General features: G+C 63.7%; 27 protein-coding genes. 10 read left to right on the top strand and 17 right to left on the bottom strand.

From position 1 onward, the window contains the following. Positions 1-44 precede the first annotated feature (44 nt). Both IG197_RS17975 and msrB read left to right on the top strand, forming a co-directional pair. Entirely contained in the window at positions 45-1,235 is a 1,191-nt protein-coding gene (locus IG197_RS17975; protein WP_192313883.1) for a VWA domain-containing protein, read from the top strand. A 120-nt stretch (positions 1,236-1,355) separates the two neighbouring features. Beyond that, positions 1,356-1,760: a peptide-methionine (R)-S-oxide reductase MsrB gene (msrB, locus tag IG197_RS17980; RefSeq protein WP_182573724.1), complete on the top strand. Its 405-nt coding sequence runs from the start codon at positions 1,356-1,358 to the stop codon at positions 1,758-1,760. Between the two features lie 72 nt (positions 1,761-1,832). Here msrB and IG197_RS17985 read toward each other — a convergent pair whose 3' ends face one another. From IG197_RS17985 to IG197_RS18000, 4 genes are all read right to left on the bottom strand, one after another. Then, positions 1,833-2,186 (bottom strand): hypothetical protein, encoded by a 354-nt coding sequence (locus tag IG197_RS17985; protein WP_083948455.1) that lies wholly within the window; start codon positions 2,184-2,186, stop codon positions 1,833-1,835. 136 nt (positions 2,187-2,322) lie between these two features. After that, positions 2,323-3,147, bottom strand: a complete 825-nt coding sequence (locus tag IG197_RS17990; RefSeq protein WP_182573726.1) for a sugar phosphate isomerase/epimerase — start codon at positions 3,145-3,147, stop codon at positions 2,323-2,325. Between the two features lie 10 nt (positions 3,148-3,157). Continuing rightward, on the bottom strand, positions 3,158-4,510 hold the full coding sequence (locus IG197_RS17995) for an LLM class flavin-dependent oxidoreductase (RefSeq protein WP_192313885.1): 1,353 nt from the start codon (positions 4,508-4,510) through the stop codon (positions 3,158-3,160). 91 nt (positions 4,511-4,601) lie between these two features. Next, entirely contained in the window at positions 4,602-5,585 is a 984-nt protein-coding gene (locus tag IG197_RS18000) for a LysR family transcriptional regulator (RefSeq protein ID WP_192313887.1), read from the bottom strand. A 141-nt stretch (positions 5,586-5,726) separates the two neighbouring features. Here IG197_RS18000 and IG197_RS18005 point away from each other — a divergent pair, with 141 nt between their 5' ends. After that, entirely contained in the window at positions 5,727-6,305 is a 579-nt protein-coding gene (locus IG197_RS18005; RefSeq protein ID WP_192313889.1) for an NADPH-dependent FMN reductase, read from the top strand. Positions 6,306-6,363: 58 nt separating this feature from the next. On the opposite strand, the gene IG197_RS18010 is transcribed toward IG197_RS18005, so the two are convergent. The 3 genes from IG197_RS18010 to IG197_RS18020 form a co-directional block, all read right to left on the bottom strand. Beyond that, on the bottom strand, positions 6,364-6,624 hold the full coding sequence (locus IG197_RS18010) for a DUF2312 domain-containing protein (RefSeq protein ID WP_067956960.1): 261 nt from the start codon (positions 6,622-6,624) through the stop codon (positions 6,364-6,366). A 137-nt stretch (positions 6,625-6,761) separates the two neighbouring features. Further along, entirely contained in the window at positions 6,762-7,070 is a 309-nt protein-coding gene (locus IG197_RS18015; RefSeq protein WP_192313891.1) for a DUF1244 domain-containing protein, read from the bottom strand. 11 nt (positions 7,071-7,081) lie between these two features. Next, entirely contained in the window at positions 7,082-7,879 is a 798-nt protein-coding gene (locus tag IG197_RS18020) for an N-formylglutamate amidohydrolase (protein ID WP_192313893.1), read from the bottom strand. A 245-nt stretch (positions 7,880-8,124) separates the two neighbouring features. On the opposite strand from IG197_RS18020, the gene IG197_RS18025 reads away from it, so the two are divergent. Together IG197_RS18025 and pyk are read left to right on the top strand one after the other, a co-directional pair. Continuing rightward, complete coding sequence (locus tag IG197_RS18025; protein ID WP_067956963.1) at positions 8,125-8,613, top strand: DUF1036 domain-containing protein; 489 nt, start codon at positions 8,125-8,127, stop codon at positions 8,611-8,613. Then, positions 8,610-10,046 (top strand): pyruvate kinase, encoded by a 1,437-nt coding sequence (gene pyk / locus IG197_RS18030; RefSeq protein WP_067956968.1) that lies wholly within the window; start codon positions 8,610-8,612, stop codon positions 10,044-10,046. Before IG197_RS18025 ends, pyk begins: the two co-directional genes overlap by 4 nt. 97 nt (positions 10,047-10,143) lie before the next feature. Here pyk and IG197_RS18035 read toward each other — a convergent pair whose 3' ends face one another. The 3 genes from IG197_RS18035 to ykgO all read right to left on the bottom strand — a co-directional run bounded on the left by IG197_RS18035 (position 10,144) and on the right by ykgO (position 12,108). Continuing rightward, positions 10,144-11,193 (bottom strand): alpha/beta fold hydrolase, encoded by a 1,050-nt coding sequence (locus IG197_RS18035; RefSeq protein ID WP_192313895.1) that lies wholly within the window; start codon positions 11,191-11,193, stop codon positions 10,144-10,146. Between the two features lie 128 nt (positions 11,194-11,321). Beyond that, the gene (locus tag IG197_RS18040; RefSeq protein ID WP_192313898.1) at positions 11,322-11,903 is read right to left on the bottom strand and encodes a hypothetical protein; all 582 of its coding nucleotides are present in this window, start codon (positions 11,901-11,903) and stop codon (positions 11,322-11,324) included. 79 nt (positions 11,904-11,982) lie between these two features. Further along, positions 11,983-12,108 (bottom strand): type B 50S ribosomal protein L36, encoded by a 126-nt coding sequence (ykgO, locus tag IG197_RS18045; protein ID WP_018429929.1) that lies wholly within the window; start codon positions 12,106-12,108, stop codon positions 11,983-11,985. A 243-nt stretch (positions 12,109-12,351) separates the two neighbouring features. Here ykgO and IG197_RS18050 point away from each other — a divergent pair, with 243 nt between their 5' ends. Next, on the top strand, positions 12,352-12,759 hold the full coding sequence (locus IG197_RS18050; RefSeq protein WP_192313901.1) for a lysozyme inhibitor LprI family protein: 408 nt from the start codon (positions 12,352-12,354) through the stop codon (positions 12,757-12,759). 28 nt (positions 12,760-12,787) lie between these two features. Here the strand turns inward: IG197_RS18050 and IG197_RS18055 are convergent, their stop codons facing one another. Continuing rightward, positions 12,788-13,129, bottom strand: coding sequence for a helix-turn-helix domain-containing protein (locus tag IG197_RS18055; RefSeq protein ID WP_067956986.1), 342 nt, complete (start codon positions 13,127-13,129; stop codon positions 12,788-12,790). Positions 13,130-13,259: 130 nt separating this feature from the next. Here IG197_RS18055 and IG197_RS18060 point away from each other — a divergent pair, with 130 nt between their 5' ends. Both IG197_RS18060 and IG197_RS18065 read left to right on the top strand, forming a co-directional pair. After that, the gene (locus IG197_RS18060; RefSeq protein WP_192313904.1) at positions 13,260-14,144 is read left to right on the top strand and encodes an NAD(P)-dependent oxidoreductase; all 885 of its coding nucleotides are present in this window, start codon (positions 13,260-13,262) and stop codon (positions 14,142-14,144) included. 72 nt (positions 14,145-14,216) lie between these two features. After that, positions 14,217-14,588 (top strand): hypothetical protein, encoded by a 372-nt coding sequence (locus tag IG197_RS18065; RefSeq protein WP_067956993.1) that lies wholly within the window; start codon positions 14,217-14,219, stop codon positions 14,586-14,588. A gap of 64 nt (positions 14,589-14,652) precedes the next feature. On the opposite strand, the gene IG197_RS18070 is transcribed toward IG197_RS18065, so the two are convergent. The 3 genes from IG197_RS18070 to IG197_RS18080 form a co-directional block, all read right to left on the bottom strand. After that, complete coding sequence (locus IG197_RS18070; RefSeq protein ID WP_256441218.1) at positions 14,653-15,735, bottom strand: 5-(carboxyamino)imidazole ribonucleotide synthase; 1,083 nt, start codon at positions 15,733-15,735, stop codon at positions 14,653-14,655. Next, the gene (gene purE, locus IG197_RS18075) at positions 15,732-16,196 is read right to left on the bottom strand and encodes a 5-(carboxyamino)imidazole ribonucleotide mutase (protein WP_210283730.1); all 465 of its coding nucleotides are present in this window, start codon (positions 16,194-16,196) and stop codon (positions 15,732-15,734) included. Before purE ends, IG197_RS18070 begins: the two co-directional genes overlap by 4 nt. A gap of 117 nt (positions 16,197-16,313) precedes the next feature. Beyond that, positions 16,314-16,517, bottom strand: coding sequence for a YdcH family protein (locus tag IG197_RS18080; RefSeq protein WP_067956996.1), 204 nt, complete (start codon positions 16,515-16,517; stop codon positions 16,314-16,316). A 238-nt stretch (positions 16,518-16,755) separates the two neighbouring features. Here IG197_RS18080 and IG197_RS18085 point away from each other — a divergent pair, with 238 nt between their 5' ends. Continuing rightward, the gene (locus IG197_RS18085; RefSeq protein ID WP_067956999.1) at positions 16,756-16,935 is read left to right on the top strand and encodes a YdcH family protein; all 180 of its coding nucleotides are present in this window, start codon (positions 16,756-16,758) and stop codon (positions 16,933-16,935) included. Positions 16,936-17,246: 311 nt separating this feature from the next. On the opposite strand, the gene IG197_RS18090 is transcribed toward IG197_RS18085, so the two are convergent. From IG197_RS18090 to IG197_RS18100, 3 genes are all read right to left on the bottom strand, one after another. Next, positions 17,247-17,510, bottom strand: a complete 264-nt coding sequence (locus IG197_RS18090; RefSeq protein ID WP_067957002.1) for a helix-turn-helix transcriptional regulator — start codon at positions 17,508-17,510, stop codon at positions 17,247-17,249. An 84-nt stretch (positions 17,511-17,594) separates the two neighbouring features. Continuing rightward, the gene (locus IG197_RS18095) at positions 17,595-18,836 is read right to left on the bottom strand and encodes an MFS transporter (protein ID WP_192313910.1); all 1,242 of its coding nucleotides are present in this window, start codon (positions 18,834-18,836) and stop codon (positions 17,595-17,597) included. A 79-nt stretch (positions 18,837-18,915) separates the two neighbouring features. After that, positions 18,916-19,110 (bottom strand): DUF1192 domain-containing protein, encoded by a 195-nt coding sequence (locus tag IG197_RS18100; protein ID WP_067966066.1) that lies wholly within the window; start codon positions 19,108-19,110, stop codon positions 18,916-18,918. Between the two features lie 130 nt (positions 19,111-19,240). Here IG197_RS18100 and IG197_RS18105 point away from each other — a divergent pair, with 130 nt between their 5' ends. Next, entirely contained in the window at positions 19,241-20,251 is a 1,011-nt protein-coding gene (locus IG197_RS18105) for an NAD(P)H-quinone oxidoreductase (RefSeq protein WP_192313913.1), read from the top strand. Positions 20,252-20,317: the final 66 nt, after the last annotated feature.

Here is a 20,317-nt window from a genome sequence, read left to right on the forward strand (position 1 = left end):
CGGCGGACTTGCCTGCGCGAGCGCGCCGAAGCAAAGTGCCCGCCATGTTCATACCCTTCTTTCTCGAGCTCAAGGCGGCCAAGGTTCCGGTGTCGCTGCGTGAATATCTGGCCTTGCTGGAGGCACTCGACGCCGACCTCGTCAGCTATGACGTCGAGGGTTTCTACTACCTCGCCCGTGCTGCGCTGGTGAAGGACGAGCGCCATATCGATCGTTTCGACACGGTTTTTTCCCATTACTTCAAGGGGGTCGAGGCCGTTGCGGGCGAGGGCAGTGTCGACGTCGCCAACATCCCCGAGGAATGGCTGCGCCGGCTTGCCGAGAAGACGCTGACCGATGAAGAGAAGAAACTGGTCGAGGCGCTGGGCGGCTTCGACAAGCTGATGGAGACGTTGAAGCAGCGGCTCGAAGAGCAGAAAGGTCGCCACCAGGGCGGGTCGAAATGGATCGGCACCGCGGGCACTTCGCCTTTCGGCGCCTATGGCTACAATCCCGAGGGCGTGCGCATCGGCCAGGAGGCGAGCCGCCATCGCCGCGCGGTGAAAGTGTGGGACAAGCGCGAGTTCCGCAATTTCGACGACTCCGTCGAGCTCGGCACTCGCAACATCAAGGTGGCGCTGAAGCGCCTGCGCCGCTGGGTGCGCGAGGGCGCCGAGGAAGAGCTCGACCTGCCCGGCACCATCCACGCCATCGCCGACCACGGCTATCTCGACGTCAAGACCAGGCCCGAGCGGCGCAACGCGGTGAAGCTCCTGATGTTCTTCGACGTCGGCGGCTCTATGGACGACCACATCAAGGTGGTGGAAGAGCTGTTTTCGGCGGCGCGCGTCGAGTTCCGCCAGCTCGAATATTTCTACTTCCACAACTGCCTCTACGAGGGCGTCTGGAAAGACAACCGCCGCCGCCATGCCGAGGTCATCCCGACGCTCGACGTGCTCCACAAATATGGCCACGACTACAAAGTCATCTTTGTCGGCGACGCCTCGATGAGCCCCTATGAGATCGCTTATGCCGGCGGTTCGGTCGAGCACTGGAACCCGGAGCCGGGTGCTATCTGGCTGCGCCGCGTGCTCGACCAGTGGCCGAACGCCGTCTGGCTCAATCCGACACAGGAAAAGCACTGGGGTTACACCAGTTCGATCAAGATGATCTCGGAGATCTTCGCCAACCGCATGTACCCGCTGACGCTGGCCGGGCTGGAAGGAGCGACCAGGCAGCTGTCGCGCAAGCACTAGCGGGCCGGGTTGCCCGAGCGTTGTGGCTCACCATCAAGTGATGCCCTGTCAGTCGGCACCTTTCGTAACTATCTGTGCGAAGACCACGAACAAGAAGAACAATCGAGGGAGATACCCAGAATGGACGCCAAGACCTTCCCCGTCACCCGTACCGATGCCGAGTGGCGCGCGATGCTGACGCCCGAGCAATACCAGGTGATGCGCCACCACGGCACCGAACGGCCGGGCAGCTGTGCGCTTTTGTACGAGAAGCGCGCCGGCACCTTTGCCTGTGCCGGCTGCGATCAGCCGCTGTTTGAATCCAAGCTCAAATTCGAGAGCGGCACCGGCTGGCCGAGCTTCAACGACCCGGTCGAGGGTTCGGTCGAAACCACCGTCGATCGCGGCTACGGCATGGTTCGCACCGAGGTGCATTGCGCCAATTGCGGCAGCCACCTCGGCCACGTCTTCCCCGACGGCCCGCCGCCCACCGGCCTGCGCTACTGCATCAACGGCGTGGCGCTGAATTTCGAGCCGGCAGCTTAATTCGCTCTTTTGACAAGAGACGCCGCGGGTGCTGCCCGCGGCGCGATCGTCTGATGGCAGCACCAGTGTTGCTCAGAGCAGGCTGGCGAGGATGATCCACAATGTGGCGCTCAGCTTGACAGCATTGGCATTCGGCGTGCCAGCCATGTCAGCCGTCCTCAGTACGCTGCCATAGAGGAACAGATTGTAGGGCAGCGGGATCAGGTGGACGGCGACTGCGAGCAGCGCTGACATTTTTGCGGCCAGGATCAGCAGCGCGACGATCGTCGTGGCGACGTTGATGATGCTGCCAACCACCACCATGTCCCACCAGAACAGCTGGCCGAGCGGCACGTCGCCGTTCCAGCGGCGCGAAAAGAATGCGGAAAGTCCGCTCTGTCCGCCCAGGGGATTGTCGGAGGGGTGGAAGTGCCCGGTCTGTGTCATCGCTGGTGACCCCGCGCCATTGCCGCTGATGTGACAGTCTAGCTCACAAATAGGGCATCAAATCTGCCGTGTTTACAAGTGCGCCGATAGTCTCGTTTCACAACAAGGTGAACGCCGTACGACGGCTGCAAGTTCCTCAGCCCGCCGCCTCAATCTCTGCAAGCAGTCGCTTCGATGTGGCCAGGCCGCGCCTCGCCCTCTCCTGCGGCAAAACCGTGTTCGCCAGCCGCAGCATCGGGATCTCGATGCTGAGTGGCCGGTCAGTTGGCAGAGCGGCGAGATAGGCCCTGAGCGGCAATGCCCCTTCGCCGGGCAGGTCGCGGTCGAAGGCCGAATGGCGCACCATCGTTTCAAGATCTGCTGGTTTGGGCGGGGCGTCGCACAGATGGACGTTGTTCAGCAGGCTACGGTCGAGCATCGCCAGCTCAGCTGGCGAAATGCCCATGCGGTCGATATGCAGCATGTCGAGGATCAGCCCGGCACCATGGGGTGCACCCGCCGCTACCACCGCCAGCGCCTCGTCGAGCGTTCCCGCCGCGCGATGGGCAATCGGCTCGAAGTCGACGCCGAGCCCAAAGCCCGAGGCCATTTCGGCGAGACCTGCGAACCTATCTTCGATCTCGGCCTGTTCGATCGCGCCGCGCATGTCAGCTACGGCGATCAGGCGTGGTGAACCGAGTTCCGCTGCAGCCTCCATGGCGCCGGCACTGTGCGACAGGTCGAAGCCTCGGCGGATCATCCAGCTTTCGACCTCCGTCACCGTCAGCCCGCTATTGTCGAGCCGCCGCCTGCACTCGGCGGCCAGCGCCTTGTTGCCGAGCAAGGGCGATGGCGCGTCGGCCGCCGCTGTCGGATGGATGCGCAACCCCAGATGATCGTAGCCAACGTCAGACGCGATGCGGATCGACTCGAGCGGCGAGACGACTGGGGCCGTCAGATACGACATCGAAAATCGTCTCATGGCCAAGATCCTATCTGCGATGCGTTGAAGCTGGATGATCGTGGGCCGTGCGCGGACCCGCGCCCGTCACCTTTTCGCGCAGGGTGCCTTTTGCGTATTCGGTCTTGAACATGCCGCGCCGCTGCAGTTCGGGAACCACCATGCCGATGAAGTTCTCCATCGTCTCGTGCGCCAGGATGCGGGCGATGTTGAAGCCGTCGACATCGGCGTGCTCGACCCATCTGGCGAGCTCGTCGACGACTTGTCCGGGTGTGCCGACCACCAAGAGATTGCGGCCACTGACCACCATGCTTTCGGCTGCCTGGCGCACCGTCCAACTGCCCTTGCGCGTCAGGATCTCCAGCTGCGAATGCGCCGCGTCCGTCTTTTCGTAGCGAATCGGCTCGTCCAACGGATATTTAGACAGGTCGATGCCGAGTGCTGCCGACAACTGGCTCAGCATGCCTTCGACGCTGGTGTGGCGCTTGTAGTCCTCATAGCGGGCGCGGGCGAGCGCTTCGGTTTCGTCGACGATGATGGTGGCGCCGGCGAAGAATTTCAGACTCCTGGGATCGCGGCCGAGCGCAGCGGCGCGCTTGCGCATGTCGGTCACCTGCGGCGCCACAAGCTCCAGCTTCGGCCCGTTGATGAAGATGCCCTCGGCATGGGTTGCTGCAAAGTGGCGGCCGCGCGGCGAGCCACCCGCCTGGAACAGCATCGGCGTGCGCTGCGGCGAGGGTTCGGCAGCACTCACCGCCCGGATTCTGTGATGCGGGCCGTCGTGATCGAGCTCGGAGATCAATGCCGGATCGGCATAGATGCTGCTCGCCTTGTCGCGCTTCAGCGCATCGTCGGCCCACGAGCCTTCCCACAGCCCGTACATCACTTCCATGAATTCGTCGGCGGCGTCGTAGCGCGCGTCGTGCTCGGCCAGTTCGTCGCGGCCCATGGCGAGTGCGCCGCTGCGCAGGAAGGAGGTGACGATGTTCCAGCCGATGCGTCCGCGTGTCATGTGGTCCAGGGTCGTCATGCGCCGGGCAAACAGATAGGGCGTCTCGTAGGAGGCGCTGCCGGTGATGGCGAAGCCGAGGTTTTTGGTCACCAGCGCCATGGCCGGTACGATCACCGCGGGATCGAGGCTCGGCGCCAGCGCGCCGCTGCGGAAAGCCGATGCGAAACTCTGCTTGTAGGTGTCGGGCACGCCAAGCGCGTCGGCCAGGAACAGCGCGTCGAACAAGCCTCGTTCCAGCAGGCGGGCATAGTCGGCCCAATAGTCGATGCTGGTGAAGTCGAGGGCCTTGTCGCGCGGATGGCTCCACAGGCCGAAGGCGAGGAAGCTCGGATTGCACTGGTCGAGCGCGTTGAGCCTGATTTCCCGGGTCATGCGGCGGTGTTCTCCACTTGCGTTTGTGGCACAACTTCCCGGAGGCGAGAGACTGGATCAAATGACCGTTTTCGACGAGGCGATCTCGAAATCAGGCCACACCTCCCGCGGTCCCGAACTGCGCCGCCAGTGTCTCGGCAAAACGCAGCAGCACCGGCGTCTCGATCTCCTCCCGCCAGAACAGCTTCAGCGGCAGCGGCACCGAAAATCCGGCGACGTCACGAATGATGACATTCGGCGGATGCCGCCCTGCCTGCGAGCGGTTGACGAAGGCGATGCCGAGCCCCGCGGCGACCAGGCTCAGCGTTGCCTCGGTGCTGCCGGTCTCCATCAACACGCGGATGGTGACGCCGCGTGAGTGCAGTGCCAGCGCGACCTTCTCCGCCATCAGGCCAGACTGGGCGAGGTCCATGCCGATGAAGTCGGCACCCTCGAGGTCTTCGACCACAAGCTTTGGCCGTGAGGCGAGCGGATGATGCTCGGGCAAAGCGAGCGCCAGGTCGTCCAACACAAGCTGTCGCGACTTCAGGCTGTGCGGGTAGCCGAGATCATAGGCCAGGCCGAGGTCGATTGTTCCCGCCGCCAGCGCTTGGAATGCCTGCTCGGACAGCATTGGCGTCAGTCGGAGTTCGACCGTCGGATTGGTGCTGCGGAACGCCTGCAGACCGTCGGGGACCGGCGCAAACATCATCGCAGCACCATTGAAGCCGACGCGCAGCAGCGACACCTGGCCGCTGTCGATGAGGTCGAAGCGGCGGATGGCGAGGTCGACCTCGCGCAGGATGCGCGATGCGTCTTCCAGCAGCGCTGCGCCGGCCATGGTCAGCCGCACGCCGGTCGGCTCGCGTTCGAACAGCCTGCCGCCGAGCTGCGCCTCAAGATCGCCGATGCGCCGCGACAGCGCCGACTGCACGATCGCCAGCCTATCGGCCGCCTTGTGGAAGCTGCCGAGTTCGGCGGCGACGACGAAGTGCTGCAGGTTCTTCAGGAGCTGGGCCCGGCGTATGCCGAGCCGGCCGAAGCTGAGGCTGTCGTTGGGGGTCTGAGCCTTTGGCTCGTCTGCACTGCCGGTCATCTGGGCACCACGCGCAAATGTTTGGTCGTACTGATTGTGCCGATGCCGAAACGAGATCGCCTCGTCCGAAAAGGTCATTTGCCGCTAAATGCAGTTGCCTGTCTCCTGAAGGCCGAAACAGAGATGCCTCGGGAGGACAGAATGGCTGCGAGACCCCTAATCGTCGGGATCGGCGGAACGACACGCAACGGCTCGTCTTCGGAGCGGCTGCTGCACCGGGCGCTGGCAGCGGCGCAGGCGGCAGGTGCCGATACGCTGGCCTTCAGCGGCGAAGGGCTGGTGTTTCCGATCTATGGCACTGTCACGCCCGGCGCGGCCGAGCTGGCGTTCGTCGAAGCCCTGCGCCGCGCGGACGGCGTCGTCGTTGCATCACCGGGCTATCACGGCTCGGTGTCGGGCATGGTCAAGAATGCGCTGGATTACGTCGAGGAGTTGCGTGGCGATATCAGGCCGTATCTCGAAGGGCGGCCCGTTGGGCTGATCGCCGCAGCCGCCGGCTGGCAGGCTGGCGGCTCAACGCTGCAGCATCTGCGCTCGATCGTGCACGCCCTGCGCGGTTGGCCGACGCCGTTGGGCGTCATTGCCAATTCGTCGCTACCGGACTGTGATTGTGGAGACCAGATCGCGCTGATGGTCGATCAGGTCTTGAACTTTGCGGACGCGTTTGGCGTGGGGAAAGCCAGTATGGCTGCGCCGTTGCAGTCCCGGAACGTGGCGTAGATTGCTTGCCACGATGGCTGCGGCGGGGTCGCTTGGATGCGCCGCAGCCATATTGGCCTCAGCTCATGCCGAGAGCGGCTTTGTAGAGGTCGAGGATTGCTTCCGCCTCGTCGCGCTCGGCCTGGTCCTGCTTGCGCAGGCGGATCAGTGTGCGCAGCGCCTTGGTGTCGAAGCCGGTGCCCTTGGCCTCGGCGTAGACGTCCTTGATGTCGTCGGAGATGGTCTTCTTTTCTTCTTCAAGCCGCTCGATGCGCTCGATAAAGGCGCGCAACTGGCCGGCGGCAACGGTCTGGCTGGTATCGGTGATTTCGTCGGCCATGGGGCACTCCGCAATTGTGATTGGAACAGCGCGACTCGGCGCGCCATGGGGCATTTCGGCCCGGTTCGATGCCCGATGACGGCAGGAGGGTCAAGGGGACGTGGCGGCGCAGCTGACACGACGCGACGTAATATTGCCTAGTGGTCCTTGGGTCGGCTCGCCTCAAAGGCGGTCTTTTGCGCATTGCTGGCGTCGCGCTGATACTTGGCCTGCCACTCGGCATAAGGCATGCCGTAGACGATCTCGCGCGATGCCTCCTTGGACAACTCGACGCCGGCGCCGGCGGCTGCGTCGCGATACCAGTTGGACAGGCAATTGCGGCAGAAACCGGCGAGATTCATCATGTCGATGTTCTGCACGTCGGAGCGCTCGCGCAAATGTTCGAGCAGGCGGCGAAAGGCAGCCGCCTCGAATTCGCGCTGCTGCGCCTCACTGAGTTCGGCCATGGTAACCTCCTTCACAGCGGCCCGGTGCGCGAGCCGAATTGTCTGACTTCGTGTATGTCGGCACGGCGGTTGATCGCGTCAACGATCGGCGCCAGCCGATTTGCCCAGGCTCCGGCTCCGGCGTCGTCGCCGATCAGGTCCTGCCTGATTTCGATCAGCGCATGGGCAAAGCCGTTGACGATGCAGTGCTTGTACATGGTGTCGCCGCGCAGCGCCCCATCATAGGGCTCGTTGTCGCCGACGACCAAGCCGATGTCCTCGGCCAGCATCTCGATCAGCGGCCAGGCGGCACGATGGTCCATGTCCCACAGCACGCCGGCATGCCACGGCCGGATACGGCCCTGCATGACAGGCGTGAAGGAATGCACCGACAGGATGAAGGGTGCCGTACCGGTCTCCCGGTGCACCGAGGCGATCATGGCGCCGACAGCGTCATGATAGGGTCGGTAGAAAGTGTCGAGCCGGCGCTCGCGCTCTTCCCCGGGCATTGGATAATTGCCCGGGATGACCGAGCCGTCATAGAGCTGGCGGATCAGGGTCGGGTCGTCCTCGCCGCGATTGGGGTCGATCAGAAGGCGCGAAAAATTGGCCATCACCGCCGGCGCGCCGATCATCGCCGCCAGCTTGCGGGTTACCTGTTCGGCGCCGATGTCATAGGCGATGTGGCGCTCGAACTCCTCGGGCGGCAGGCCGAGATCACCATATTCCTGCGGCAGGTCGCGCCGGGCATGGTCGCACAAAAGCACCAGCCCCTGGGCGCGGTCGCCGTCGATGATTTCGAACGGGGCAAAGAGAGTGTTTCGCGTCATCGGAGGCAAATTGTCCTTCGGCACGGCTTCGGTGTAGGTTTTGACGCCGTTGCAGCTGTGGGGATATGTGCTAACGCCGTTGTTTTGCCAACCTTTTTTCGAATATGCCAGATGGGGCGGCAAATCACGGCGGCCGAGCGCATCTAAATCGATTGGATAAGCGCCGTGCCATGCGTTGACATGCGCTTGCACATTGCCGAAAAGGGCACCAGAACATGAAAAATACGTCGAAGAGGGGCTTGGGGATGGAACTTGCCGGGGGGCCGCGCGTACGCTCAGCCTTCGCATTGCTTTTCCTTTTCCTGGCGGTTCCCCTGTTTGCCTCCGTTGCCGCGACGCCTGCGCGTGCCGATTTCAGGGTCTGCAACGCGACGCAGAGCCTCGTCGGCGTCGGCATCGGCTATCGCGCCAAGGCGGGCTGGATCACCGAAGGCTGGTGGCACATCGAAGGGCAGACCTGCAAGACGCTGATCGAAGGCCCGCTGTCATCGAGGTTTTATTATCTCTATGCAGAAGATGCCGAGCGGGGCGGACGCTGGGACGGCCCCATCAACATGTGCGTGGCTGAAAAAGAGTTCAAGGTTGCCGGGGTCACCGACTGCGTAGCACGCGGTTTCCAGCGTGCCGGCTTCCAGGAATACGACACGGGCGAGCAGGCGAACTGGATGGTCCAGCTCACCGACGAGCCCGCAACGGGCGGCAATGCGGCCGCCTCGGGAACGAACGGTCAATGAGACGTAGCCGCAAGGTCAAGATACTCGCCACACTCGGTCCGGCCTCTTCCGACGAGGTCATGATCCGCAAGCTCTTCGATGCGGGCGCCGATGTCTTCCGCATCAATATGAGCCATACCGACCACGATTCGATGCGCACGCTTGTTGGCCGTATCCGTTCGGTCGAAGAGGCGGTTGGCCGGCCCATCGGCATCCTCGCCGACCTGCAGGGACCCAAGCTCCGCGTTGGCAAGTTCGCCAATGGCAAGGAAGAGCTATCAGTCGGCCAGACCTTTACCCTCGACGACAACCCCGACCTCGGCACGTCGAGCCGTGTCCACCTGCCGCATCCTGAAATCCTCAAGTCGGTCCAGACCGGCCACCGTCTGCTCATCGATGACGGCAAGCTGGAGCTCAGGGCAACCAAGACCGACGGCAAGTCGATCGTCTGCACGGTCGTTGCCGGCACCAAGATTTCCGACAAGAAGGGCGTCAGCCTGCCCGACACCGACCTGCCGGTCGGCGCGTTGACTGAAAAGGACCGCAAGGACCTCGACGCGGTGCTCGAAACCGGCGTCGACTGGGTCGCGCTGTCCTTCATCCAGCGTCCCGAGGACCTCGCCGAGGCGCGCAAGATTGCCCAAGGGCGCGCGCTCCTGCTCTCCAAGATCGAGAAGCCGCAGGCGGTTGCCCGTCTCGCCGAAATCATCGAGCTGTCCGATGCCTTGATGGTCGCCCGTGGCGATCTCGGCGTCGAGATGCCGATCGAATCCGTGCCCGGCATCCAGAAACAGATCACCCGCGCGGCTCGCCGTGCCGGCAAGCCTGTGGTCGTCGCCACCCAGATGCTGGAATCGATGATCACGGCCCCGGTGCCGACCCGTGCTGAAGTTTCCGACGTCGCAACGGCGGTGTTCGAAGGCGCCGACGCCGTCATGTTGTCGGCCGAGTCGGCTGCCGGCCAGTACCCGGTCGAGTCGGTCGCGACCATGGACCGGATCGCCCAGCAGGTCGAAAAGGATCCGACCTATCCCGGCATCATCAACGCCCAGCGTTCGCAGCCGGAAGCGACCGGCGCCGACGCCATCTCACTTGCGGCGCGCGAAATCGCCGAGACGCTGAAATTGTCGGCAATCGTCACCTACACCGCCTCGGGCACCACCGGGCTGCGCGCGGCGCGTGAACGGCCGCAGGTGCCTGTCATCGCGCTGTCGCCGATCCTCGCCACCGCGCGTCGCCTGTCGCTGCTCTGGGGCACGCATTGCGTCGTCTCGCCGGATGCGGTGGATCTCGACGACATGGTCGACCGCGCCTGCAACGTCGCCTTCAACGAAGGCTTTGCCGCTGGCGGCGATCGCGTCATCATCACTGCCGGCGTGCCGCTCCGTACCCCTGGTTCGACCAACATGCTGCGCATCGCCTATGTCGGGCCGGAAGGCAAAGGCAGCAGGTAATTTGTGGGAGTAGGGGAGTAAGAAAGCAGGGGAATAGGCGGCTCAAGCCGTCCTCCTCGTTCTCGATATTCCCTTACTCCCCTATTCCCCTACTCCCTTAATTTGGCGCCTTCTCGTTCACGCACATATCCGTCCCGAACGCGTCGCCGGCAATGCGGGCCTCGACCTGCCGCGCCATCGCCTGCAGGTCACGTGGTTGGCCGGCGAGCCTTTCAACCGCTGCCGCGACCAGATCAGGTGCCACCCAGTCGGGTTTGTGGCCGAGGTTCCTGACCCAGACCAGCTCGGCATCAGGAATGTCGCGGGCAAGGCCGATCGAATGGATCTCCTCGTAGACGACTGTGTCTGCGTCGCCCGACAGCACCACAGTCGGCGCCTTGATTTCGGGATAGCGAGGCGCCGTCTTCAGCGCGTGCCGGTACAAGCCCTCGACATCAATCGCATTGGCGCGAAACGGCTGCGGCCGCAGCACCAGCTTGATGGAGGCTTCGTCGACATAGAAATCGGGCGCCTTGTTGGGCGAGAAGACGCAGGTCGTGGCCGCATCGATGCGCATCAGCCCGGCCGGATTGGCAACCATCGCGGCGAACAGCCGCCCGACCACCGGCCTGGCGCTCAGGCTGTAGTACCAGGAGGTGTCGCCGCCCGGCCAAGGATGTGTTGCCGCCGACAGGAACAGTAGCCCGCGCGTCTTCTCAGGGTGCTCCAGGGCGAAGGTCGCCGCGATCGAGCCGCCGAACGAATGGCCGATAATGATGGCGTCCTTGACACCGAGCCTGTCCATCAGGGTAGCGATGGTCGCGGCCTGCCCTTCCTGCGTCTCGTTGCTGCCGGGCCCGCGTTCGGACCAGCCATGGCCGGGCCGGTCGAAAAACAGCATCTCGGCGCGGCCTTCGAATTGTGACTTGAGCGGCAGCATCTGGTCCTTCAGGTTGGCGGATGCGCCGTGGATGAAGACCAGCGGCGGCAGCTCCGCGCCAACAGGCGCCGGTACATGGACGTAATGGATGTTGGTGCCCGCTATGTCGATGAAGCTGCCCACCGGCGGATTGAGGCGCTCGATCAGCCATGAGGCCACGCCTGTAAAGCCGGCAAGCGCAAGCACGATCGCAACGAGCAGGACCAGGACAAAGGTGAGGATGTTCATGCGGCTCGTTGGAGGGGAGTAGCGAAGTAGGGGAGTAGGAGAATAGGGCAGTAAGGGAGCAGGGGGAATGGGGCATCAATCGGCGACCCTCACCTGCTCCCTTACTGCCCTATTGCCTTACTCCCCTCTCAAATCCCTTCGCCCGCAAGCTCTTCCTCCAGCCGCGAAACCTCGTTTTGGGCATTTCGCAGCATCGGGTAGATGACCAGAACGCGCTGCCAGGCCTGCAGTGCCAGCTCGTTGTGGTTGGTGGCGGCCATGATCTGGGCCATGCCGGAGAGGGCGCCGAAATGGCGCGGCTCGAGCTCCAGCGTGCGTTCGATGTCGGTCATCGACTTGCGGAAGTTGCCCATCATGAAATGCACGGTGGCGCGGCGGTTCCAGCCTTCGGCATATTGGGGCTGCAGGGTCACGACCTGGTCGAGGAAATCGAGGGCAACGTCGAACTTCTTGGCTTCCAGCGCCTGCTGCGCCCACAGCATCATGAGGTCGACGGAAGCGCTGCCAGACCTGTACCAGGCTTCCCAGATCCGGTTGGCGAGGCGTTCGGCGGCCTTTTCGTTGCGCTCACGCTTGAGGTCGGAAAACAGCGAATCGAGCTGGGTGTCGGCCTTGGCGACGACGGTATCGCCGCTCGTCTGGGCAAACGCCTGGAGCGGCAGCGGCGTTGCCGCGATGGTCAGGACAAGAAAGGCAAAAACGCTCCGCATGCGGAAATTCTAGACCCCCGCATGGGAACGTCAAACTGAAATTGCCGTGATGCGCCGGCCGCAGGCGGCCGGACGGGCATCAGCCCTGGCGGGCCTTGTAGCGCGGCGCAGTCTTGTTGATGATGTAGATGCGGCCCTTGCGACGAACCAGCTGGCAGTCACGGTGGCGGCCCTTGAGCGCCTTGAGCGAATTCTTGATCTTCATGTCACTAACCCGTCAGATGGGGCCCATCTTCCGGGCCGAAACCAAAAGCGCGCCCAATGTGCGCGCCCAATTTGTGTGAGTGGCTCTTAGACGAGGAGTCTTGGCCAGTCAACCGCGCGAGCGCGTCGCACGACGGATTGATCGGCTTTTTTGCCGGCAATGGTCGTGGCCGTGCCGGGACGGGGACTTGCCAGTGGACAGCCTCGCTGGAATCCTCCCGCTCGTCAGACAACGGAGAGGCAGATGCGGCATTCGATTCTCTTGATCTCAATGGCCGGCGTGATGGTGGCATCGGTGGCGTCGGCCGAGGAGTGCGACCGCAACGACCAGACCCAGATGGGCATGAACATCTGTGCGGCCCAAGACTACGCGGCGTCAGACGCCAAGCTGAATGTCGCCTATGGTGACATCATGAAGCGCCTGTCCGACAACGCCGGCGCGCGCAAGCTGTTACAGGATTCGCAGCGCGCCTGGATCGCCTTCCGCGATGCTGAATGCAAGTTCGCCTCCTCCGGCGTCGAAGGCGGATCGGTCCAGCCGATGATCCATTCCGGCTGCCTGCAGGGACTGACCGACGCGCGTGTGACGCAACTCGACAGCTACCTCAAATGCGAGGAAGGCGACCTGAGCTGTCCAGTACCGGGCCAGTAGGCCGGCAGTCCGCGGCAGAGGTCTCGTCTCAGGCGTATTCTGCTTTGTTCTTGATATCGCAGGGAAGGCCGAACTGCGCGCCCCAGCGGCATAGTGATTCTGCTGCCGCGTTGAGGGCTGCGCCGCGTTCGGTGAGCGAGTAGACAACCTTGGCCGGCAATTCCGAATAGACCTTCCGGTCGACGAGCCCATCGGCCTCCAGTTCGCGCAATTGCTGCGCCAGCATCTTTTCGCTGATCCCGGGAATCGACTGCCTCAACCGGCCGAACCGGCGTGATGCCGTTCCGAGCTGGCAAAGAATGTCTATCTTCCATTTGCCTTCGGTCATCCTGACAGCCGCTACAAAGCCATTGTCCGCCGTCTTGTCCATGCTGCTCTCCTTACCGCCAGGTGACTACTTACGCCCGGGTTCGTATTGTGTGCCGCCTATCTCACCATACCTCCACGACGTCGCGACAGACGTCGCGTCATGGCGCCGCCAGTTGATATGGAGAGTTGGAATGAAGCGTTCAATCGCCGTTTTGGGAACCGGACGCATGGGCTCGGCACTTGCCCGCGCCCTGCTTGCATCAGATCATCGCATGACGGTCTGGAATCGTACAAAAGACAAGGCCGAACCGCTCGCCTTGCTCGGCGCAACCGTCGCATCTTCAGCACTTGAGGCCGTGACTTCAGCTGAAGTCATCATCGTGAATGTCAGCGACTACAAGGCGACTGCAGGCATCCTGCGCGACGATGCAGTCGCTTCCGCCGTCCGCGGCAAGCTGATCGTCGACCTGACGTCGGGAACGCCACAGGGTGCGCGCGATGCCGCCGAGTGGTGTGGCAGGCACGGCGCCGGCTATCTCGATGGTGCGATCATGGCAACGCCTGACTTCATCGGCACCGATGCGGGCACCATCCTGGTCTCGGGGCAGGGACAGGCCTTTCGGGACAACGAGGCCGTCTTTCGCGCGTTGGGCGGTAATGTCCAGCATGTCGGACAAGACCCTGGACGTGCCAATGCGCTTGATAGCGCTTTGCTGGCCCTGATGTGGGGTGCATTGTTCGGAGCGCTCAACGCCATCGCCGTGAGCCAGGCCGAAGACATCGATCTGGGCGAACTGGGCCGGCAGTGGGCGGCGACAGCGCAAGTTGTCGAGGGGCTCGTCACTGACCTCATCAAGCGTACCGATGCCGGCCGTTTTGCCAGCGACGAGGAGACCCTTTCGTCGATTTCCATCCATCACAGTGCGTTCCAGCACCTCCTGGAACTCATGGATGCGCGTGGCATCGACCGCGCCGTGGTTGACGGTTACGGCTTCTTCTTCCAGCGGGCGATTGCAGCCGGCCAGTTGCATGGAGATTTCGCGGCGTTGTCGCAGTTCATGGGCAAGGCCGCCTGAGAGCCAGCGCAGCGAGGAGGCTGGCCACCTGTCGGCCAGCCTCATGCCATCACTTGATATGAAGGAAACGGAATGTCTCTGACGCTTCTCGTCGACACCTATTGCTCTGCCTGGTCCACGGAGAATGCCGGGCAGCGGCGAGCCCTGCTGCTTTCGGTGTGGAGCGAGGGTGCAACCTACACCGACCCCTCGGTCCATGCCGAAGGCGTGGAAGAGCTGCTTGCGCATATCGCGGGAATTCAGGCCAGGCATCCCGGTGCCCGCATTCTGCGCACCAGTGACGTCGATGTTCATCATGGCATCGCGCGCTTCGCGTGGCAGTTCGTGATGCCCGACGGATCATCGCCGCCCGAGGGCCTCGACATCGCCTTTGTCGATGGCGACCAGAAGCGCATAACGCGCATCATCGGCTTCTTCGGTTCGATGCAAAGGCCTGCTGCGTGAGTTTGGCGGTACGACGAGCCGGCGCAGCCACAGGTGCAGTCAGCCCATTGCTGGCGGCTGTCTTTTAGCGGCGCGGCAACAGCCGGGTGAAATGGCCCATCTTGCGGCCGGGGCGGGCCTCGGCCTTGCCGTAGAGATGCACGGCGACATCCGGCTCGCCGAGCAGCGCCGGGACCTTGTCGATATCGTCGCCGATCAGGTTTTCCATGACGCAGTCGGAGTGGCGGTTGGCGTCGCCGAGCGGCAGGCCGGCGACGGCGCGGATGTGCTGCTCGAACTGCGAGACCACGCAGGCCGCCTCGGTCCAGTGGCCTGAATTGTGCACCCGCGGCGCCATCTCGTTGACCAGCAGCGAGCCGTCGGCAAGGACAAAGAACTCGACGCCGATGACGCCGACATAATCGAGTGCCGTGAGAATCTTGCGTGCCGCGTCGCGTGCTGCCATGGCAGTTTCGCTGCCGATCGTGGCCGGCAGCGTCGAGGTCGCCAGAATGCCGTTGCGGTGCACGTTCTCGGCCGGATCGAAGACGGCGATGCTGCCATCGGTGCCGCGCGCCGCGATGATCGAGATTTCGCGTTCGAAGGCGACGAAGGATTCGAGCACCAGCGGCACATTGCCGAGCGAGGCGCAGGCGCCGTCGAAGCCGCCTGTCGTCATGTTGCGGAAGACCATCTGGCCCTTGCCGTCATAACCCATACGGCAGGTTTTCAGCACGCCGCTGCCGTCGAAGGCCTTCAGCGCCTCCGCCAGCTCGGCATCGTTGTCCACAGCCCGGAAGCCGGCTGTGGATATCCCGATCCCGTTCAGGAATGTCTTTTCGACGAGCCGGTCCTGCGCAACCTCGAGGGCGCGTGCCGGCGGGTAGACGGCGATCGTTCGGCCCAGCCGTTCGGCAGCGACGACCGGCACGTTTTCGAATTCATAGGTGACGACAGCACTTGCGCGCGCCAGTTCGTCGAGGGCGGCGGGGTCGTCATAGGCGGCGACGATCTGGCGATTGGCGACCTGGGCTGCCGGGCAGTCGGCCTGGGGCTCCAGAACGATCGTCCGGTAGCCGAGGCGAGCTGCCGCCATGGCCAGCATGCGGCCGAGCTGGCCACCGCCGATGATGCCGATGGTGGCGCCGAGGGGAAGGGGCGCGCTCACGCGTCGTCCGTCGGCTGTTCGGCGACCCGTGCGGTCTGGGCAGCGCGCCATTCGTCGAGCCTTGCGGCGAGCGCGTCGTCGGACAGGGCAAGCACGGCCGCGGCAAGCAGTGCCGCGTTGGCGGCGCCGGCCTTGCCGATGGCAAGCGTGCCGACAGGGATGCCGGCCGGCATCTGGACGATGGAAAGCAGCGAATCCTGGCCCGACAAGGCTTTCGATTCGACCGGCACGCCGAACACCGGCAGAGAGGTCATGGCTGCAGTCATGCCGGGAAGATGGGCCGCACCGCCGGCGCCGGCGATGATGACGCGGAAGCCTGCTGCCTTGGCGCCCTTGGCGAAGTCGTAAAGACGGTCGGGTGTGCGGTGGGCCGAGACGATGCGTGCCTCAAAGGCGATGCCAAGCACTTCGAGCAATTCGGCGGCATGGCGCATGGTCGCCCAGTCAGACTGGCTCCCCATGATGATGGCGACGTCGACCCTGTCTTTGCTCACGCGCGGCACCCCTGCTTGATAAGCCTGCGCTTAACCGAAATGCATGGCCATCGCAACCAAAGGCCGTCCGAAAATGGCGGTTTCTCAGGCGATGATGTCGGGGATGATGCGGTCTTCGATCTGGCTGATCTTGTCCTTGAGGACCAGCTTCTTCTTCTTCATCCGCTGGATCTGCAACGTATCGCAGCCCATCGCGATCATCGCGTTGATTGCGGCATCAAAATCCGCATGGTCCTGCTTCAAGCGTGCAAACTCGAGACGAATCTCGGCTTGTTCCTGTTCCGACATGTCTACCGTCTGCAAACTCACTGGCGCACCCGGGGCGCTCCTAAGGCGGGGTCGGCGACTCCTTGTCACCGGCGCGAAGCCCTTATCACATTTCACGCTGTCAGGAAATGCTACCACACTTTATTCGACATCGCCGACGGGGGATGGCAGACTGTCATGGTTCCGTCACAGAGCACTGTCTGCGGTGGGCAGGGCTGTGCCCGGAGCATCGAGGAAACCATGAAAGGGAGAACCAATCATGTCTCTTGCTTCCCATCTTGAAGAACTCCAGCGCAAACATGGTGACGTCGAGCGCCAGCTCGGCGAAGCAATGAATCATCCATCCATGGACGACCTGCAAATCGTAGCGCTGAAGCGTCGCAAGCTGGCTCTCAAGGACGAGATTGAAAAGCTGAAAGGTGACCCGACGCAGCACTAGGCTCAGTCACAGCACTAGGCTCAGGCACGAGGTCTCCAGCAAGGCCCTGATTTTCGGCAAGGGCCCGACAGCCGGCGGCGAAGCAACATCGCCGCCGGATCAGGTTGGTCTTTATCAGCCAAATCATCGCATGACCGGAACAGCGCATCCGCAGCGGGATGCTCGTGCGTATCGGTGGTTGAGCCGGCGCTGCCGCCAGGCCATTGCCGTGATCAGCCACATCATTGGCACGTCGCGTTATTGCCCGGCATAGGACTGGCGCATCCATCTTCCTGGGCATGACCGCCTCCGAGGCGGCACCGGACAAAGCTTCAGGCGTCCCAGAACTGGTCCAGCCAGATGTTGAGCTTGCGGAAGCCGGCAACGCTGACCGCATAGACCCGGCGCGTGCCTTCGGCGCGGGCGCTGACAAGGCCGGCGTCGAGCAAGACCTTGAGGTGTTGTGACACCGCCGGGCGTGAAACCGGCAGGCCGGCGGCAAGTTCGCTGACGGTCTTGGGGCCACGCCGCAATTCTTCCAGCAGATGGCGCCGGTTGGCATCCGATATGGCGAGGAAGGGCGCGTCAGTTGTCATGGCTCATTTGTGCCGCAACATCGGCGAAATCTCAACTACCGGTCGCAATCGCCGTACTGGCGTCTCGTCGCACCACCTTGCCTGTCAGGCGGCGTCCTCGTGCCTGGGGTCGAGGCGCAGCGATTCCGGCGTCGCGCTGCGGTCGGCCGGCTGGGTCTTGAAGGCCTCGCGATCCTCGATCGGCACCGGCGCACGCCGCTTGATGCGCAGCGCGGTGTAGCCGGCGAGCATGAAATGCGCGGCAGCTGTCGCGAGGAAAAGCGCTTCCGGCCGCATGTAATCCATCAGGCCGGCGCCAAGCAGCGGCCCGACCATGGTGCCGAAGCCGTAGAGCAGCAGCAGCCCGCCCGAAACCTTGACGAAATCCTCAGGCTTGGCGTGGTCGTTGGCATGTGCCACCGCCAGCGAATAAAGCGTGTAGGCAAAGGCGCCGTAGCAGGCGGTCATGGCGATGACGAAGGCGCCTGAGCGCGGCGCCACCAGGAAGATCAGCACGGCGGCGACCGCCGAAGCGAGCGAGGCGCCGATCAGCACATAGCGGCGGTCGGTGCGATCGGAGACCTTGCCGATCGGGATCTGCAGTGCGGCACCGGCGACGACCACGAGGCTCATCATCAGCGCGATTTCGGGCGTCGAGATGCCGACGCGCGCGCCATAGACCGCGCCAAGCGTGCCCCAGTCGCCATTGGCGACGCCGATGAGGAAGCAGGCCACCGAGGCGACCGGGGAGTTTGCGTAGAGGCCCTTGATGTCGAGCGAGACGTCCTGCAGCGGCGTGGGGTGGGCGGCACTCGAAACCGCAGTCGGGATCAGCGACAGGCAAAACAGGATGCCTGTCACCATGAACAGCGAGGCGCTGGTGACGTCACCGCCGGCGACCATCATCTGGCCGGCCATGATCGAGGCGTAGGTGACCATCATGTAGAGGCCGAAGACGGTGCCGCGGTTCTCGTTGGTGGCGCGCTCGTTGAGCCAGCTTTCGATGACCATGAAGGCGCCGGCCATGGCGAAGCCGGTAAAGGCGCGCAGCGCGATCCAGACATATTCGTTGACGATCAGGCCGGTCAGCAGCGCGATGATGGCGGCCGATGCGGCGAAGGTGCCGAAGGCGCGGACATGGCCGGCGCGGCGGACGACACGCGGGGCAAAATAGCAGCCGGCAACAAAACCACCGGCCCAGGCGGTGCCCATCAGGCCAAGTGCGGTGGTGGAAAAACCTTCTTCCTGGCCGCGCAGGGGCAAAAGCAGGCCATGCAGGCCCGATGCTGCGAGCAGGAAGGCTGTGCCGCGGAGCAACGACAGGATCGGCCGGTAGGTTGCGAGCATCTGGTGTCCCACCACGAATCAATTAGGCATTGGCACCTGATGATAACCCGTTTGGGGCATATCGGTGGCGGCGCGCGTTTCAGCCGCGCTTGAACAGCGCCTCGGCGGCCGACTTGGTCGAGCCCTTGACGGTGAGCTCGGCCTCGAGCCGGCGGATCTCGGCGCGCAGGGCCGCGATGCGCTCGTTGAGCTCACCGACCGAAAGCAACGACAGATCCTGGCCGATCTCGTGGACCGGTTTCTTCTTGATCGGCTCGTCGTCGAACAGCGCCATCTCGCTCTCCTCCATCTCGGACAGGCGTTTGCCTGATTTGCCAATCAGAATACATAGTGCGGTCAAACACATGTAAAGTCCGGGGCATCTAAAGTCCGGGGCATACCGGACCAGCGGAGACCGAAAAGACATGGCCAATGTTGCCAAACTTCCAGCCAAGATGCTCGCAGTGGCGATTTCGCAGCCGGGCGGGCCGCGCGTGCTCAAGGCCGAGAAGCGCGACTTGCCGGAACTTGGCCAGGGCGAGATCCTGATCCGTGTGCATGCGGCCGGCGTCAACCGGCCCGACGTGTTGCAGCGCAAGGGCGCTTATCCCGCGCCGCCGGGCGCCTCCGACCTGCCCGGGCTCGAAGTGTCGGGCGAGGTGGCAGCACTTGGCGAGGGTGCCAAGCGCTGGCGCATCGGCGATGCAGTCTGCGCGCTGACGCCGGGCGGCGGTTATGCCGAATATGCCAGGGTGCACGAAACCAACGCGCTTCCCATGCCTACGGGCTTCACCTTCACCGAAGCAGCGGCCGTGCCCGAAACCTTCTTCACCGTCTGGCACAACGTATTTGAGCGCGGCGCGCTCAAGGCCGGCGAGACGCTTTTGATCCATGGCGGCTCGTCGGGCATCGGCACTACGGCGATCCAACTCGCCTCGGCCTTTGGCGCTTATGTCATCGTCACTGCCGGTTCCGAGGATAAATGCGCTGCCTGCCTCAAGCTCGGAGCCGACCGGGCGATCAACTACCGCAACGAAGACTTCGTCGAGGCGGTGAAGGACGCCACCGGCGGCAAGGGTGCTGACGTCATCCTCGACATGGTTGGTGGCGACTATGTCGGCCGCAACTACAATGCTGCCGCCGTCGACGGCCGCATCGTCCAGATCGCGACGCAAGGCGGGGCGGTGGCGAGCGCCGATTTCTCCAAGCTGATGGTCAAAAGGCTGACCCATACCGGCTCGACGCTCAGGCCGCGCACGACCGAGTTCAAGGCCGGCATCGCCGCAGCACTCGAAGCCCAGGTGTGGCCGCTGCTGGCCGTCCGCCGCGTGGCGCCTGTCATGGACATGATCTTCCCGCTGCGCGAAGCCTGGCGGGCGCATGAGCGCATGGAAGAGGGCGAACACATTGGCAAGATCGTGCTGGATGTGGGCTGAGGGACCTTCTGCCTCGCCTTTATGGGAGGGCCGGGGTGGGGATCTTCTCCCCGGCGCTTCCAAGGA

The organism is Aminobacter sp. SR38 (assembly GCF_014843375.1).
GTDB lineage: Bacteria > Pseudomonadota > Alphaproteobacteria > Rhizobiales > Rhizobiaceae > Aminobacter > Aminobacter ciceronei.